This window comes from Actinocatenispora thailandica, from assembly GCF_016865425.1.
Classification (GTDB): Bacteria; Actinomycetota; Actinomycetes; order Mycobacteriales; family Micromonosporaceae; genus Actinocatenispora; species Actinocatenispora thailandica.
In genome coordinates this window covers 5,001,361-5,016,795 of record NZ_AP023355.1, presented here as the reverse complement: position 1 = coordinate 5,016,795, position 15,435 = coordinate 5,001,361, and the positions used below count along the sequence as shown (strand labels likewise).

At 74.6% G+C, this 15,435-nt stretch carries 12 protein-coding genes; 2 read left to right on the top strand and 10 right to left on the bottom strand.

Annotated features, from left to right (window positions below):
• The first annotated feature begins 13 nt into the window (after positions 1-13).
• Complete coding sequence (locus Athai_RS22285; RefSeq protein WP_203963297.1) at positions 14-874, top strand: DMT family transporter; 861 nt, start codon at positions 14-16, stop codon at positions 872-874.
• A 16-nt stretch (positions 875-890) separates the two neighbouring features.
• On the opposite strand, the gene Athai_RS22280 is transcribed toward Athai_RS22285, so the two are convergent.
• On the bottom strand, positions 891-1,496 hold the full coding sequence (locus Athai_RS22280; protein WP_239157101.1) for a TetR/AcrR family transcriptional regulator: 606 nt from the start codon (positions 1,494-1,496) through the stop codon (positions 891-893).
• A gap of 95 nt (positions 1,497-1,591) precedes the next feature.
• Here Athai_RS22280 and Athai_RS22275 point away from each other — a divergent pair, with 95 nt between their 5' ends.
• Entirely contained in the window at positions 1,592-1,909 is a 318-nt protein-coding gene (locus tag Athai_RS22275; RefSeq protein WP_203963295.1) for a putative quinol monooxygenase, read from the top strand.
• 7 nt (positions 1,910-1,916) lie between these two features.
• On the opposite strand, the gene Athai_RS22270 is transcribed toward Athai_RS22275, so the two are convergent.
• The 9 genes from Athai_RS22270 to Athai_RS22230 all read right to left on the bottom strand — a co-directional run bounded on the left by Athai_RS22270 (position 1,917) and on the right by Athai_RS22230 (position 15,433).
• Entirely contained in the window at positions 1,917-2,834 is a 918-nt protein-coding gene (locus Athai_RS22270) for an NADP-dependent oxidoreductase (protein WP_203963294.1), read from the bottom strand.
• Positions 2,835-2,945: 111 nt separating this feature from the next.
• Positions 2,946-4,631 carry a PucR family transcriptional regulator gene (locus tag Athai_RS22265; protein WP_239157100.1) on the bottom strand — a complete coding sequence of 562 codons (1,686 nt, stop codon included), beginning with the start codon at positions 4,629-4,631 and terminating at the stop codon, positions 2,946-2,948.
• Positions 4,632-4,756: 125 nt separating this feature from the next.
• Entirely contained in the window at positions 4,757-5,863 is a 1,107-nt protein-coding gene (gene menC, locus Athai_RS22260; RefSeq protein WP_203963293.1) for an o-succinylbenzoate synthase, read from the bottom strand.
• Positions 5,860-6,792 (bottom strand): GNAT family N-acetyltransferase, encoded by a 933-nt coding sequence (locus tag Athai_RS22255; RefSeq protein WP_239157099.1) that lies wholly within the window; start codon positions 6,790-6,792, stop codon positions 5,860-5,862. The genes menC and Athai_RS22255 overlap by 4 nt, the downstream gene beginning before the upstream one ends.
• A gap of 160 nt (positions 6,793-6,952) precedes the next feature.
• Positions 6,953-8,041: a M20 family metallopeptidase gene (locus Athai_RS22250; RefSeq protein WP_203963292.1), complete on the bottom strand. Its 1,089-nt coding sequence runs from the start codon at positions 8,039-8,041 to the stop codon at positions 6,953-6,955.
• The gene (locus tag Athai_RS22245; RefSeq protein WP_203963291.1) at positions 8,038-11,379 is read right to left on the bottom strand and encodes a serine hydrolase; all 3,342 of its coding nucleotides are present in this window, start codon (positions 11,377-11,379) and stop codon (positions 8,038-8,040) included. Before Athai_RS22245 ends, Athai_RS22250 begins: the two co-directional genes overlap by 4 nt.
• A 58-nt stretch (positions 11,380-11,437) precedes the next feature.
• Positions 11,438-12,517, bottom strand: coding sequence for an ABC transporter ATP-binding protein (locus Athai_RS22240; RefSeq protein ID WP_203963290.1), 1,080 nt, complete (start codon positions 12,515-12,517; stop codon positions 11,438-11,440).
• Positions 12,510-14,435 carry a dipeptide/oligopeptide/nickel ABC transporter permease/ATP-binding protein gene (locus Athai_RS22235; RefSeq protein WP_203963289.1) on the bottom strand — a complete coding sequence of 642 codons (1,926 nt, stop codon included), beginning with the start codon at positions 14,433-14,435 and terminating at the stop codon, positions 12,510-12,512. Before Athai_RS22235 ends, Athai_RS22240 begins: the two co-directional genes overlap by 8 nt.
• The gene (locus Athai_RS22230) at positions 14,435-15,433 is read right to left on the bottom strand and encodes an ABC transporter permease (protein ID WP_203963288.1); all 999 of its coding nucleotides are present in this window, start codon (positions 15,431-15,433) and stop codon (positions 14,435-14,437) included. Before Athai_RS22230 ends, Athai_RS22235 begins: the two co-directional genes overlap by 1 nt.
• Positions 15,434-15,435: the final 2 nt, after the last annotated feature.

The following is a 15,435-nucleotide window of genomic DNA, read 5'->3' as shown; positions in this document are numbered from 1 at the left end:
GCGGAACGCGCTGATGTCGCCGGCGATCGGGCTCGTGCTCGCTGCCGCGGTGCTGCACGCGATCTGGAACCTGGCGGCCAAGCGGTACCACGGCGATGGCAACGTGTTCGTCTGGTGCTACATGCTCGGCGGGGCGGTGCTGTGCCTGCCGATCGGTCTGGTGGTCGCGATCCGCGACCCGGCCGGCTGGTCGTGGCGGCTGCTGGCCGGGCCGCTGGTCTCCGCGCTGATCCACATCGCCTACGCGCTGGTGTTGCAGGCCGGCTACCGGCGCGCCGCGCTGACCGTGGTCTACCCGGTCGCCCGCGGCGTCGGGCCGCTGCTGACGATGGTCGTCGCGGTCGCGGTGCTGGGGGAGCGGCCCGGACTGCCGGCGCTGGCCGGCGGCGCCCTGGTCCTGGCCGGGATCACCGTGGTCACCACGCTCACACGCGCGCCCGGTGGCGGCCCGCTCGCCAACGGCCTCGGGTACGGCGCCGCCACCGGCGCGACGATCGCCGCGTACACCCTGTGGGACGACCACGCTGTCACCGACTGGCACACCGCCCCGATCGTGTACTTCGCGTTCGCGGTGACGCTGCAGGCCGCGCTGCTGACCCCGGCCGCGCTGCGGCGCCGGGACGCGATCCGGCCGGCGATCACCCGGCACTGGCGCGAGATCGCGATCGTCGCGGTGCTGTCGCCGGCCGCCTACATTCTGGTACTGGTCGCGATGCAGCGACTGCCGGTGACCGTCGTCGCACCGACCCGCGAGTCGTCCATCGTGGTCGGTTCGCTGCTGGCCTGGTGGCTGTTCGCCGAGGCGCAGCCGCTGCGCCGGGTCGCCGGCGCGATCGTCGTGCTCACCGGCATCACCCTGCTCGCGCTCGCCTGACGGTACGGCCCGCCCGCTACCGCGCCCGCGATGATCGGCCGGGCCGGTCCGGTAGCCGCCCACCGGCGCGGGCCCCGTCGAGGAACACCGCGACCACGCCCGCGGCGGCCTCCTCGGCGCCGAGCTGGCCGCCGGCGACCATCCCGAGCGCGGCCTTGACCAGGCCGCTGAGCAGTTCGGTCAGCAGCTCGGGGGAGAGGCCCGGGCGCAGTGCGCCGTCGGCGATTCCGCGCCGGAACAGGTCCCGTACCGGTTCGGTCAGCAGGGCGTCGACGTCGGGATGGTCGTCGGTTCGTGCCTCGCCGGCGGCGGACAGCGCGACGTACTTGCTGCCGACGGCGATGAACCCGCGTACCAGCCGGGCGATGGCCTGATCGACGGGAAGTCCCTGCAGATCCGCGTCCGCCACCCGCGCGGCGAGTTCCTCGACGCCGGTGGTGGCCATCGCGTGCAGCAGCGCCTCGCGGTTCGGGAAGTACCGGTAGAGCGTGGCGCGGCTGACCCCGGCGGCGCGCGCGACCTCGTTCATGCTCACGATCCGGCCCCGCTCGGCCAGGCTCACCGCGGCGCTGTCGACGATCGCGGCTGCGGTGCGGTCCCGCAGGGCTTCACCCTTGCTCATGGCCGCATCGTACCGGCATGTTGACAACGAGGTCTCGTTGTAAGACATTGATGTCTCATTGCGAGACGATGATGGCCAGCTCGAAGGGAGTCGCCATGACGGCGGACAGTAGATTCAGCGTGTACGGGAAGATGACCGCGAAGACCGGCCAGCGCGACGAGCTCGTCGCGCGACTGGCGGACCTGCTGCGGCTCGACACCCCCGGCCTGGAGTGGTGCAGCATCAACACCGCGCTCGACGACCCCGACACCATCTGGGTCACCGAGATCTGGACCGACAAGGTGACCCACGATGCCCAGACCCGGTCCGAGGCCGTCGTCGCGGCCACCGCCCGGGTGATGGAACTGGTGGCCGCGCCGCCCGAGGGCGCCTACGGCCACCTCGCGCACCTGCACGACGGGCGCGCCGGGTAGCGGCGCATCAGGGATGCAGGACGATCTTGCCGTGGGTGTGGCCCTGCGCCAGCTCGGCGAACGCCTCGCGGACCGCCGCCAGCGGGAAGCTGTGCGCGATCGGCACCTCCAGTTCGCCGCGGGCGGCCAGCCGGGCCAGCTCGCCGAGCACCACCGCGGAGGCCGCCGAACCCTCCCCGTAGGTACGGGCGCCGACCCGCGCCGCGGCCGCCCAGTCGCGGATCGTGTCGATGCGCTCCGGCCGCACTCCCAGGGACACCGCCAGGTCGACGTAACCGTCGCCGATCGTGTCGATGAACGCGTCGACGCGGCCCCCGGCCGCATCCCGGATCCGGTCGGCGACCCCGTCCCCGTAGGCGACCGGCACCACGCCGTGCCTGGCCAGCCAGGCGTGGTTGGGCGTACTGGCAAGCCCGATCACCGTCGCCCCGCGACGCCGTGCCAGCTGCACCGCCAGCGAGCCGACCCCGCCGGCCGCGCCGGACACCACGACCGTGTCCGACGGCGCCGGATCGGTCGCGAACACGGTGGCGTACGCGGTGCTGCCGGCCACGTACAACGAGCCGGCGACATCCCAGGACAGCCCGTCCGGACGGTGCACCACGTGCACGTCGTCGACCGCGACGTACTGCGCGTGGCTGGCCCGCCGATGGGTGAACCCGAGCACCTCGTCGCCGACGGCGAACCCGCGCGCCTCCGGCCCCAGCGCGACCACCACCCCGGCCAGGTCGCTGCCCTGCCCGGAGGGGAACGTCGCCGGCCACCGCGCGTGCAGCGCGCCGGACCGGATGTGCGCCTCGCCCGGCTGGATGCCGGCCGCGCGGACCTCGACGAGCAGCTGGGCCGGACCCGGCTCCGGGCGCGGCACCTCCTCGACCCGCAGCACGTCGATCCCGCCGTACTCGTGGAACCGGACCGCCTTCATCGCGCCGCCACCTTTCGTCGCCCGGGGCCTCCGGCCCGCGCCGGTACCGTCGCCGACGCCAACCGCCCCGCGACGGGAGAGCTTCCCCCGAACAGCAGTTCGAGAGCTACCTCACGAACCGGGCCCGGATCGGGCCGCCGGCGGCGAGTAGCCCATCAGGCGCAGCTCCAGCATGGCGGCGAAGCGGGCGTCCGGGTCGGCCAGGTCGATGCCGCCGACCTCGGCGAGCCGCCGCAGCCGGTACCGGAACGTGTTCGGGTGGGTGTGCAACGTGGTCGCGGCGGCCACCACGTCGCCGAACGCGGTCAGCCAGGCGTGCAGCGTCTCCACCAGGCAGGTCCGCCGCTTCGCGTCGTAGGCGAGCAGCCGGGCGACCGGCCCGCTCGGCTGGTCGCCGCGGGCGGCGGCGAGATCGGCCAGCTCGATCAGCAGCGCGTCGACGTACACGTCGGCGATCCGCGCGACGCCGGTCGAACCGTTGCCGCGCCGCAGTACCCGCAGTGCCCGGTCGGCGCCCGCCCGGGACCGGGCCAGCCCGGCGTGGTCGTGCGCGACCGATCCGACGCCGACCAGTACCCGGCGGCTGCTGCCGATCCGGCCCAGGAACTCCCGGGTGACCCGGACCGCGCGCTGTTCGGCGTCCCCACGGTCCGGTCGGCAGCCGACGATGCCGTACCCGACGTCGCCGATCAGCGCCGCCGCCGATCGCGGGTACACGGCGCTGAGATGCATCGAGAACGCGTCGGTGAGCCGCTGCCGCTCGGCGACCAGCTGGGCGTGCGTGGCGGTCAGGCCCTCGTCCTCGGCCAGGCCCACCGGCGTGAGCGCCAGCACCAGGCAGCCGGCGTCCGCCAGGCCCAGCCGGGTCAGCGCGTCCGCGGCGCCGGGCCCGGCCTCCAGCGCGGTGGCGACCAGGTCGGCGCGCAGCCGGCGTTCCACGTCGGCGCCGGCGCGCAGCCGCAGCAGGTGCAGCGCGACGAGCTTCGCCGCGTCGCGCAGCGCCTGGGTGCGCTCGGCGGACAGCGGCGAGCGCACCGCGGCCCAGATGGAGCCCAGGATCTCGTCGCCGGCCCGGATCGCGAGCGCCACCCGGCGCAGGGTGATCTCGGCCGCCGTACCGGGCATCGGTGCGACCTCGATCGGGTCCTCGCTGCGGTACAGCTCGTGGAAGACCCCGCGCTCCTCCAGGATGCGGGTGAACCGTTGCGGCACCTGGCGGCCCAGTACCGTCGCGATGCGGGACGGGTCCGCCTCGTCCTGCCGGCCGGAGAACGCCAAGACCCGGGAGCTGCGGTCCTCGATCGTGATCGGCGCATCCAGCAGCGTCGAGATCGCGTTGGCCAGCGTGAACAGGTCGCCCGACGGCATCCCGCCGAGGGTCTCCGGGCCAGTGTCGCCGACGTCGCCCTCGGCGATCAGGGAGCGCAGCATCGCGGCCAGCTGCGTCCAGGAGGCGCCGCGGGTCAGGCCCAGCAGCGCCACCCCGGACCGCTCGACCGTGCCGGCGAGCCGCTCGTCCGCGGTGACCGGCGCGCGCACCACCAGCCCGGCCGCCCCGTGCTCGCCGAGTTCGGCCAGCAGCGCGGCGATCTCGGCGGGCTGGTGCACGCCGACACCGAGGACCAGCGCGTGCCGGGGCAGCGCCAGCTCGTCGAGCGGATCGTGGATGACCACGCCGCCGACCTCGTCGACCGGCTCCGGATCACCGGCGACCAGCTCCAGCAGGGTGTCGCCGAGATCCTCCAGGATCCGGCCCAGGCTGGCCCGCGGTCGTCCGGCGGTCACGGCGACAAGCACGTCCCTGAACGTAGGGCGCGCTCCTCGCCCCGGGTTTGGGCGTGCATGACGAAATCCTAGAGGGATTTCGTCGATCCCAACAGAGCCCGGACGCGGTCACCTCCGGTACCGGGCCCGCGTCGGCGTCAGACCGCGATCCACTCGGTACGGGTGGTGATCGCGTCGAGCGCGTCGGGGACCGGATCGACCCCGATGCCGGGCCCGGCCGGTACCGGCAGGTGCCCGTCGTCGAGGCGGAACGGCTCGGTCACGTCCCGGGCGTAGTAGCGGTCCGAGGCCGACGTGTCGCCCGGCAGCGTGAACCCGGGCAGCGCCGCCAGCGCGAGGTTCGCCGCCCGGCCGATCCCCGACTCCAACATCCCTCCGCACCACACCGGTACGTCGTGTGCCACGCACACGTCGTGGATGCGCCGGGCCTCCAGGTACCCGCCGACCCGGCCCGGCTTGATGTTGACGATCGAACAGGCACCCAGCGCGATCGCGTCCGCCGCGGCCCGCGCCGACACGATCGACTCGTCCAGGCACACCGGGGTGGCGAGCTGCTTCGCCAGCTGGGCGTGGCCGAGCACGTCCTCCTCGTCCAGCGGCTGCTCGATCAGCAGCAGGTCGAACGGGTCGAGCCGGGCCAGGTGCCGCGCGTCGGCCCGGTGATACGCGGTGTTCGCGTCGACCTGCAACGCCACCTCGTCACCGAACCGCTCCCGCACCGCGCGAACCGGTGCGACGTCCCAGCCGGGCTCGATCTTCAGCTTGATCCGCAGGTACCCGGCGTCCAGATAACCGGCGACCGCGTCCAGCAGCTGCGGGATCGAGTCCATGATGCCCACCGACACGCCGCACGCCACCCGGTCGCGCACCGCGCCGAGTTCCCGGGACAGCGGTACGCCGCGGGCCCGCAACTCGGCGTCGAGCACCGCGATCTCCAGCGCCGCCTTCGCCATCCGGTGCCCCTTGAACCTCGCCAGGGTCGGCGCCACCAGCGTCGCGTCGAGCCTCGGCACCCGGCCGAGCGCCGGGATCAGGAACCGGCGCAGCACGTCGGCGCACGCCGTCGCGTACTCGGAGCAGTACAACGGGTCGGACATGGCGACGCACTCGCCCCAGCCCTCCGCCTCCGGTGTCACCACCCGCAGCAGCAGGATCTCGCGGACCTGCTGGGTACCGAACGACGTCCGGAACGGTGCCACCAGCGGCATCTCGACGGTACGCAGCTCCACCCCGGTCAACTTCATGCACTGCCTCCTGTGTCCACGATGTAGCAGTCGTCGCGGTCGAACCCACGGATCCGCCCGCCGGTGGCGAGCAGCCCACCGAGCACGTCGCGTACCGCGGTGCGCCAGCGCGCCGCGCGGTCCGGGTCGGTGGCGCGCAGCCCCTCGATGTCACGCGGTACCGCCACCAGTACGGTCGGCGCGCCGGCCGGCACCGGTGCCGGCTCCGGGTCACCGGCCGGCGAGCGGCGCAGCGCGTACCGGGCGCCGGCCGCCTCCTCGGCCGCCGCGTCGAACCGGCCCGGCGTCCCGGCGCACGCGGCGACCACCCGCGGGTCGCCCAGCCGCCACTCGATCAGCAGCCGGTCGGTCTCGTCGGCGCCGTTGAGCCCGTCGTGCATCGGCCCGTAGAAGTTCGTCAGGTACTCGGCCGGACGGGCACCGAGCTTGCCGATGTTGAAGTACGCGTTGCGCCCCACCAGCGGGTCGTAGGTCCAGGCGATCTCGGCAACCCCGTGCCCCAGCGCCCAGGCCCGCTGGTGCACCTTCAGCGCGAAGCCGATGCTGCGCCCTCGGGTACGTGGCGAGACCCCGGCGATGTGGCTGTGCAGCGACCGGTGCGCCGGCGGGGCGAAGAACCCGACGCAGGCGCCGACCAGCTCGTCGCCGTCGAACGCGCCGGCGATGTAGTTGCCCGCCTTGGACATCGCGCGCACCAGCTCCACGCTGAGCGGCATGCTGTCGGCGCCGAACCGCCAGATCCGTTCGTACAGCTCGCACATCCGGTGCAGCTCGGCCATCCCGTCCAGCGCCCGGATGTACACCCCGGCCGACCGGGCCGCCGACTCGGCCGCGCCGATCGCCGCCGCGACTTCGGCCTGCGCCGACGGCTCCGCCGCCGTGTCCCCGGCCTGCCGCGACGCCTGGGCGAGATCGGTCGCCGCGCTCACCGGGTCACCGTCCGGTGCGATGCGGCCGTCGGCACGCCGACCGGGTACCCATCTGTTCGGCGTCCTTTGCTCTGCGCACCTGAGCGCACCACGCGGTGGTGCATATGGGTGTCCAGAGCAAAGGAGCTGGCAACCGGGTGGTCGGTTCGGGCGGCGCTGCTCATCGGTGCCCCTCCTCGCCCAGCAGCTCGGCGATCAGCTCGCGGACCAGCGCGGTGCGCCGGGGCAGCTGCTCGACCAGCAGGTGCTCGTGATCGGCGTGCGCGCCGCCGCCGACGGCGCCCAGCCCGTCCAGGGTCGGGGTACCGACGCCGGCGGTGAAGTTGCCGTCCGAGGCGCCGCCGACGGCGGCGCAGCTCAACGGGCCGACGCCGAGCCGGTCGGCGATAGCGCCGGCACGGGCGTACAGGCCGGCGGAGGCGTCGGCGGCCAGCGGTGGCCGGTTCGGCCCGCCCGTCACCCGCACCCGGGCGCCCGGAAGCCGCGGCGCCAGCGCGTGCATCGCCTTGTCCACCCGGTCCTGCTCGGCGCTGCTGCGCACCCGGACGTCGACCGCGAACCGGCCGCCCGCGGCGACCGTGTTGCTGGTGGTACCGGCCTCGATCCGGGTCGGGGTCACCGTCGTACCGGCCGCCGCGTCACCCAGCTCGGCGACCGCGAGGACCTGGTGCGCCGCCTCGATCGTCGCGCTCACCCCGCGTTCGGGTTCCAGCCCGGCGTGCGCGGCGCGCCCCTCGATCACCACCTCGTACAGCGAGACGCCCTTGCGCTCGGTCTTCAGCGCGCCGCCGTCGGCGGAGGCCTCCAGCACCAGCGCCGCCGCACAGCCGCGCGCCTCCTGCTCGATCAGCTCCCGCGACGACGGTGAGCCCAGCTCCTCGTCGCCGGTCACCAGCAGCGTCACGCCGTCCCGGTCGGGCAGCGCGGCGAGCGCGTGGAACGCCATCACCACCCCGGCCTTCATGTCGAAGCAGCCCGGACCGCGCAGCACCCCGTCGCGCACCTCGAACGGGTGCGTGGACAGCGATCCGTGCGGCCACACCGTGTCGTGGTGGCCGAGAACCAGCACCCGCCGGGACGCGCCGAACCGCCACCGCAGGTGGGTACGGCCGGCCAGCACCAGCCGCTCCGGCTCGACGCCCAGCAGCCGGGTACCCAGCGCCGCGACGGTGTCGGCGCTGCGGGCGACCGCGGCCAGATCGTCGGACGGTGACTCGCAGCGCACCAGCTGCTCGATCTCGGCGATCATGCCGACACCTTCGGGGTGGCGCGGGCACCGAAGTGCAGGTACGGCTCGCCGGTCGGCAGCCGGTAGAACACCGCCGACAGCCAGGTCCGGGTACCGGGCGCGCGCAGCGCGAACAGGTCCTCGGTGACCGGGAGCAGCGGGTACTCCTCGGCGGGTTCCGGGTGCAGCTCGGCCAGCGGGCCGGTGACCGTGTGCCGCATCCGCAGCTCGCCGTCGACCTGGAACACCTCGATCCGGGAGCTGGCCCGCTCGTACACCCCGACATGCCGGCCCGGGTCGTGGACCGGGGGCCGTGCCGGCGGCCCGAACGGCTCCGGCATCGCCACCCCGGCCAGCTCGGCGAAGATCTCCCGGTACAGCTCCTCGTACAGGTCGCGGGTGTTGCCACCGTTGGTGAGCAGGGCGACCGCGATCCCCTGCTCGGGCAGCAGCCGCAGGAACGCCGACTGCCCGATCGTGTTGCCGTCGTGCCCGATCAACCGGCTGCCGTGCCAGCCGAACCGGATCCAGCCCAGCCCCCACGAGTCGCCCAGCGGGTACGGGTCGGGTACGTCGGTCTGGTGTTCGGTCATCGCCGCCGCGCACCGCTCGCCCAGCACCCGGGTACCGTCGGCGGCCACCCCGCCGGACAGGTGCATCGCGGCGAACGCGAGCACGTCGCCGGCCGAGGCGGTGATCAGCCCGGCCGGCCCGACCGAGCGGGGCAGCCCCCACACCGGCGCCGGCCGCGGCTCGGCGTCGCCCTCGGCCACGTGCCCGACCGCCGCCCGGTACAGCAGTGCCTCCTCCGGCAACGTCGTGGTGTGCGCCAGGCCGAGCGGGATGAACAGCCGTTCCCGCAGCGCCTGGTCCCAGGTCTGGCCGGTGAGCTGTTCGATGACCCGGCCGGCGAGCACGAAACCGGCGTTGCAGTAGGAGAAGGTGACGCCGAGCGGGTGGTTCTGCCCGACCGCGGCCAGCTCCTCGACGTAGCGCTGCACGCAGTCGTCGCCGCGGCCGGTGTCGGTGAACACGTCGCCGTCGATGCCGCTGGTGTGGGTGAGCAGGTGCCGCATCGTCACCCGCTTCGCCACCTCCGGGTCGCCGAGCCGAAGCTCCGGCAGTACCTCGGCGACCGGGGCGTCCAGCTCCAGCTTGCCCTCGTCGACCAGCTGCATGACCACCGTCGCGGTCCACACCTTGCTGATCGACCCGATCTGGAACAGCGTGTCATCCCGGACCTCGACGCCGGTCGCCACGCTGGTGACGCCGTGGTGGGCGAGCACCGGGTCCTCGCCGAGACGCAGGATGCCCAGCGTCGCCCCCGGTACCTGATGTGCCGCCGCCAGCTCGCTCAGCCGGCGCTGCCAGTGCGCGCCGTCCAGCGCCGGGCGGCCACGTCGCGCCGGCGGCGCCGCGTACCGCTCGACCCAGTCGACGACCCGGCTGTTCCAGTCGGCCCGGTGCGACGGGGCGCCGTCCAGGATGAACAGGTGCGACTCGTCCGGGTAGCGCACCAGCCGGGCCGGTACGCCCCGGGCGCGCAGCGCGCCGAACCACTGCTCGGCCTGACCGACCGGGCACCGGTCGTCGTTCTCGCCCTGCACCAGCAGCGTCGGGGTCCGTACGTCCTGCACCCGGGTCAGCGGGGACAGCCGCGCGTAGCGGTCGGGGTCGCGCCACGGCACGGCGGACAGCTCCGCGGTGGCGAGGTAGTGCCCCAGATCGGAGGTGCCGACCATGCTGGTCAGGTCGGCGACCACCCCGCCGGCGACCGCCGCGGCGAACCGCCGGTCCCGGCCCGTCAGGTAGCAGGTCAGGTAGCCGCCGTAGCTGTACCCGGTGACCGCCAGCCGGTCCGGGTCGGCCAGCCCCCCGGCGACCAGCTGGTCGATCGGCTCCAGGAAGTCGGCCGCGTCCGCCTCACCCCAGGCGCCGATCGCGCCGGTCAGGAACGCCTCCCCGTAGCCGTCGCTGCCGCGCGGGTTGAGCAGCAGCACCGCCCACCCGCGGTCGGCGAGCACCTGGTGGTACAGGTGGGCCGGGTCGGCGGCGCCGTTCCAGGCGTTGTGCGGCCCGCCGTGGATGTCCAGCAGCAACGGCAGCGGGCCGGGCCGCTGCGGGTCGCGTACCAGCCAGCCGTGCACCACGGTCCCGTCCGAGACGGTGAACTCGCGCTCCTCCCGCCGGTAGGTGACCGCGTCGGCGGGGCAGTGCGTGGTGTGCACGGTGATCTCGCCGGTGCCGCGGTCCACGGTGCCGACCTCACCGTACGAGGTGGGGGTGGCGAGCACGAACCCGACGGTGTCACCCGCCGTGGAGACCCCGGAGACGTTGCCGTCGCCGCCGACCACCAGCCGCGGCTCGCCGCCGGTGAGCGGCACCTCGTACAGGTGGGTCGATCCGTTGTCCCGGACGCAGAACAGCACCGCATCGCCGTCCGCGGTGGGCTGCGGCAGCGCACCCGGATAGCCGGGCCCGCCGGGCATCACGTTGCGGTCCAGCGGTGCGGCCAGGTCGACCGGCTCGCCGCCGTCCAGCGGGATGCGCAGCAGCCCCGCGTTGCCGACCGCGGTGTCGGTGCGGCCCACCGCGAGCAGCGCGTCGCCTGCCGGCGTCCACCCGACGGTACCGAGCTGCCAGTCGGCGCCGCCGACCGGCGCCGGCCGCGCGTCGCGCGCCACCGCATCCACCAGGTAGGCGCCGATCCGCATGGTCAGGTCCGCGTCGGCGTCCCGCGCCGCCGCGAACGCCAACCGGGTACCGTCCGGCGACCAGGCCGGATCCCCGGCGTGCCAGTCACCGCCGGTGATCCGGCGCACCTCGCGGGTCGCCACGTCGAGCACGTGCAGGTGGTTGCGCAGGGTGCGCAGCAGGCCGGCCCCGGCCGCCTTGCCGTCCAGCCGGTCGGTGACGATCGGCGCCCGCCGCCGGGCCGCCGCCACGTCCTCGCCCTCGCCCTCGCCGGGCATCGCGTGCAGGTCGACCGGCGCGCCGAACGCGATGCGGGTCCCGTCCGGGCTCCACACCGGGGCACCGGCACCCGACGGCAGCGAGGTCAGCTGCTCGGCCTCACCGCCGGCCACCGGCAGCAGCCACAGCTGTGCCGGGCCGTCGGTGGCCCGCAGGAACGCCAGCCGGCTGCCGTCCGGCGAGAACGCCGGCGCGGTGTCGGACTCGCCGAACGTCCACTGCCGGGCCGGCATCCCGGGACGCACCAGCCACACCGTGCGCCGGTCGCGGTCCGGGTCGCGCCGCGCGGTACGCAGCACGTACGCGATGCTGCCGTCCGGGGCCGCGGCGGGCTGCTCGGGCAGCGCGATCGCGTACAGGTCGTCGATGCTCGGACGTCCGGCCATCTGGTCCTCCTCGTCAACTGGCGATCGCGGCACCGACCCGGAACCGCCGCCCTCGGTGCTAGTCCAGCGTGTCTGGTCCGGTGCCCGGAAACCCTGTCCGGACAACCGAATTCGAGGCCGGCGACTCGGTGCCGCGGACAGCCCCGGCCTCGCTGCCGGCGGCCGGGGCGGACCCGGTGTCGCCGGCGACCGCGGCGAAGTGGCAGGCGGCGCGGTGCTCGCGGGTCGCGGCGACCGCCGCCGGGTCGACTCGGGTACAGATGGATCGGTCCGGGTGCACCAGCGGGCCGACCGGGCAGCGCGGGTGGAACCGGCAACCCGACGGCGGCCGGTGCGGGTCGCCGGGCTCGGCATCGGTCACCGGCGATTCCGGCAGGTCCAGCAGCGAGCCGTGCGCCGAGGGGGCCGCCTCGACCAGCTCCCGGGTGTACGGGTGCTGCGGGTCGGCCAGCAGCCGCTCGGCCGGGCCCACCTCCACGATGCGCCCCAGGTACAGCACGGCGACGTAGTCGCTGACGTAGCGCACCACGGCGAGGTTGTGCGAGATGAACAGCATCGTCAGGCCCAGCTCGCGTTGCAGCCCGCGTACCAGGTTCAGCACCGAACCCTGCACCGACACGTCCAGCGCCGAGGTGATCTCGTCGGCGATCACCACCTCGGGCCGGCCGGCCAGGGCGCGGGCCAGCGCGATCCGCTGCCGCTGCCCGCCGGACAGCGCACCCGGCAGTGCCGCGGCGCGGCCGGCATCGATGCCGACCAGCTCCAGCAGCCGGGCGACCTCGTCCCGGCGTGCCGAGCGCCGCCGGTACGCACCGCGCGGCAGCGCCTCCGCGATCGAGGCGCCGACCGTCATCCGCGGGTCCAGCGACGAGTACGGGTCCTGGAACACCAGCTGGATCGGCCGGCGACCGGCCGGCGGTCGCCGCGCGTCGGCGCCGTCGAGCAACACCCGGCCGCCGGTCACCGGCGCCAACCCGACCGCGGCGCGGGCCAGCGTCGACTTGCCGGACCCGGACTCGCCGACCAACCCGACCACGCTGCCGGCGGGCACCGTCAGGTCCACCCCGTCGACGGCGGTCAACCCGGAGCGGTGCGTGCCGTACCGCACCCGCAGGTTGTCGAATGCCAGCTCACTCATCGGCGTACTCCCTCCGTCGCGACACCGGTGCGGCGCCGCGACGCGTGATGCCGCCGGCCGTCCCGTCGGTGACCGGGTGCCAGCAGGCGACCCGGTGCCCGTCGTCGGCCGATGCCAGCACCGGATCCGCCGCCCGGCACCGCTCGGTGGCGAACCCGCAGCGCGGCGCGAACGCGCAGCCCACCGGTAGCGCGGTCGGCTCCGGTGGCCGGCCGGCGATGACCCCGAGCGGCTGGTCGCGGTCGGCCGCGAGGTCCGGCACCACCGCCAGCAGCGCCCGGGTGTACGGGTGCCGGGCCCGCTCGGTGAGCCCGGCCGCGGGCAGATCCTCGACGATGCGCCCCGCGTACATCACCAGCACCCGGTCGCAGGTCTGCGCCACCACCGCGATGTCGTGGCTGATCAGCAGGACCGCCGCGGCGGTGTCCCGGCGTACCTGGTCGAGCAGCCGCAGCACCTGGCGCTGCACGGTGACATCCAGCGCGGTGGTCGGTTCGTCGGCGATGATCAACCGGGGGGTACCCATCAGCCCCATGCCGATCATCGCGCGCTGCCGCATCCCGCCGGAGAACTCGTGCGGGTACTGGTGGGCCCGCTTGGCCGGTGCCGGTACCCGCACCTGCGCGAGCCGCTCGATCGCCCGGGTGAACGCCCCGCGCCGGCCGAGGCCCTGATGCTCCTGCGCGACCTCGGCCAGCTGCCGGCCGATCCGGCGGGTCGGGTTGAACGAGGTGGCCGGGTCCTGGAACACCATCGCCAGCGAGGTGCCCAGCAGGGTGCGCAGCTCCCGCTCCGGCGTGGACAGCAGCGGCCGGCCGGCGAACTCCAACCGGTCGGCGACCACCACGCCCGGCCGTTCGATCAGCCGCGCCGCCGCCAGCGCGGTCAGGCTCTTGCCCGACCCCGACTCGCCGACCACGCCGACCGCCTCGCCCGCGCCGAGCGTGAAGGTGACGCCGCGTACCGGCTCGGCCCAGCCGGCGGCCGTGGGGAACCGGACGGACAGCTGCTCGACCCGCAGTACCGCGCCGGCCGGCTCGGGCTCGCCGGTCGCGGCGGGGGCCGGTGTCGGGCGGCGGGACAGCAGCCGGCGCAGCGGCGTGCGTTGCCCCAGCGCCGCCGCGATCGTCTCGCCGCACAGGTTGAACGCCAGCCCCGCCAGTACCACCGCGACACCGGGCCCGAGCGCCGCCGCCGGGTTGGTGTAGATCCGGTTCAGCCCGTCGCCCAGCAGCCGCCCCCAGTCGTACGACGGGGCCTGCACCCCGATGCCCAGGAACGACAGGCCGGCGAACGACAACAGCGCCGCACCCGCCCCGATCGTCGCGTTGACCACCAGCGGCTCGGCGATGTTGGGCAGCACGTGCCGGACCAGTACCCGCAACCGCCCGACGCCGGCGATCCGGGCCGCCGCCACGTAGTCGCGGCCGGCCACCGACGCCGACAGCGTCTGCGCCACCCGGGCGAAGCCCGGTGCGGTGGCGAAGCCGATCGCGAGCACCGCCCCGGTGGTACCGACGCCGAAGACCACCGCGAAGAACAGGGCCAGCAACAGGCCGGGGAAGGCCACCGCGATGTTCACCACCGCGACGACCAGCCGGCCGGTGCGGCGCGGCAGCACCGTCGGCGCGGTACCCAGGACGGTCCCGACGGCGACGCCGATCAGCATCGCCAGCAGCGCCAGCCCGATCGACAGCCGGGTTGCCACCAGCGTGCGGGCCAGCAGGTCGCGGCCGAGCGCGTCGGTACCCAGCAGGTGCGCGCCGGAGGGACCCTGCTGGATCGCGTCGGTGTCCACCGCGGTCGCCTGGGCACCCCACACGATCGGCGCCAGCACCGCCAGCGCCAGCACCAGCAGCAGCAGCGCCGCAGCGGACAGCCCGAGCGGAGTACGCAGGACCGCGAGCAATCGGCGCATCACGCCTCCCGGATCGTCGAACGCGGATCGAGCAGCCCGAGCAGCACGTCCACGACCAGGTTGACCAGCAGCACGCCGACGCCGTAGACCAGCACGATGCCCTGCACCATCGGATAGTCCTTGGCCAGGATCGAGGACACGATCTTCGCGCCCAGGCCCGGCCAGGCGAACACGTTCTCGACCAGGATGGTGCCGGCCACCATCGAGGTGAGCATCAGCCCGGCCAGCGTCAACGTCGCGGTCACCGCGTTCGGCAGCGCGTGCCGCAGGTAGATCCGCCGGGCCCGGAGCCGCTTCGCCCGCGCGGTACGGACGAAGTCCTGGCCGAGCACCGCGAGCAGCTCGACCCGGACGATGCGGGCCAGTACCGCGGCCGGCCCGACCGCCAACGCCACCACCGGCAGGACGAACGACAGCGGCCCCTGCTGGCCGGCGACCGGGAACCAGTGCAGGTTGACCGCGAACACGTACACCAGCGCGACCGCGAGCAGGAACTCCGGGATCGCGGCCAGCACCACCGCGGTGACCGCGAACCCGAGCTCGGCTCCGCGCCGGCGCCCGCCGCGGGTCGCCACCGCCATCGTCACGCCCACCGGCACCGCGACCAGCAGCACCAGCAGGAACGCCAGTACCGCCAGCTGCGCGGTGGCCGGCAGCCGCTGGCCGATCACGCTGGACACCGGCTCGTTGCTGGACACCGACACGCCGAGGTCGCCGTGCACCAGGCCACGCAGGTAGTGCCAGTACTGCACCGGCAGCGGATCGTCCAGCCCGAGCAGCGACCGCCGCGCCTCGACCACCGAGGCGGGCGCGTTCATCCCCAGCGCCGCGCGTACCGGGTCGCCCGGCACCAGGTGGATCATCAGGAACGAGGCGGTCACCAGTACCCAGAGGGAGACCGCGAACCGGCCGAGCCGGCGCGCCGCGAACGACAGCCACGGGCTGCGCCACGCCCGTACCGCGGTGGCCGGCAGCGCCGGTCGCAGCTCGGTGGTCATCG

Coding starts and splice junctions, on each gene's coding strand:
- Athai_RS22240 (WP_203963290.1), bottom strand. CDS start 12,517: ATGAGTGAGCTGGCATTCGACAACCTGCGGGTGCGGTACGGCACGCAC.
- Athai_RS22250 (WP_203963292.1), bottom strand. CDS start 8,041: ATGATCGCCGAGATCGAGCAGCTGGTGCGCTGCGAGTCACCGTCCGAC.
- Athai_RS22270 (WP_203963294.1), bottom strand. CDS start 2,834: ATGAAGGCGGTCCGGTTCCACGAGTACGGCGGGATCGACGTGCTGCGG.
- Athai_RS22245 (WP_203963291.1), bottom strand. CDS start 11,379: ATGGCCGGACGTCCGAGCATCGACGACCTGTACGCGATCGCGCTGCCC.
- Athai_RS22235 (WP_203963289.1), bottom strand. CDS start 14,435: ATGCGCCGATTGCTCGCGGTCCTGCGTACTCCGCTCGGGCTGTCCGCT.
- Athai_RS22285 (WP_203963297.1), top strand. CDS start 14: ATGTCGCCGGCGATCGGGCTCGTGCTCGCTGCCGCGGTGCTGCACGCG.
- Athai_RS22280 (WP_239157101.1), bottom strand. CDS start 1,496: ATGAGCAAGGGTGAAGCCCTGCGGGACCGCACCGCAGCCGCGATCGTC.
- Athai_RS22275 (WP_203963295.1), top strand. CDS start 1,592: ATGACGGCGGACAGTAGATTCAGCGTGTACGGGAAGATGACCGCGAAG.
- menC (WP_203963293.1), bottom strand. CDS start 5,863: ATGAAGTTGACCGGGGTGGAGCTGCGTACCGTCGAGATGCCGCTGGTG.
- Athai_RS22230 (WP_203963288.1), bottom strand. CDS start 15,433: ATGACCACCGAGCTGCGACCGGCGCTGCCGGCCACCGCGGTACGGGCG.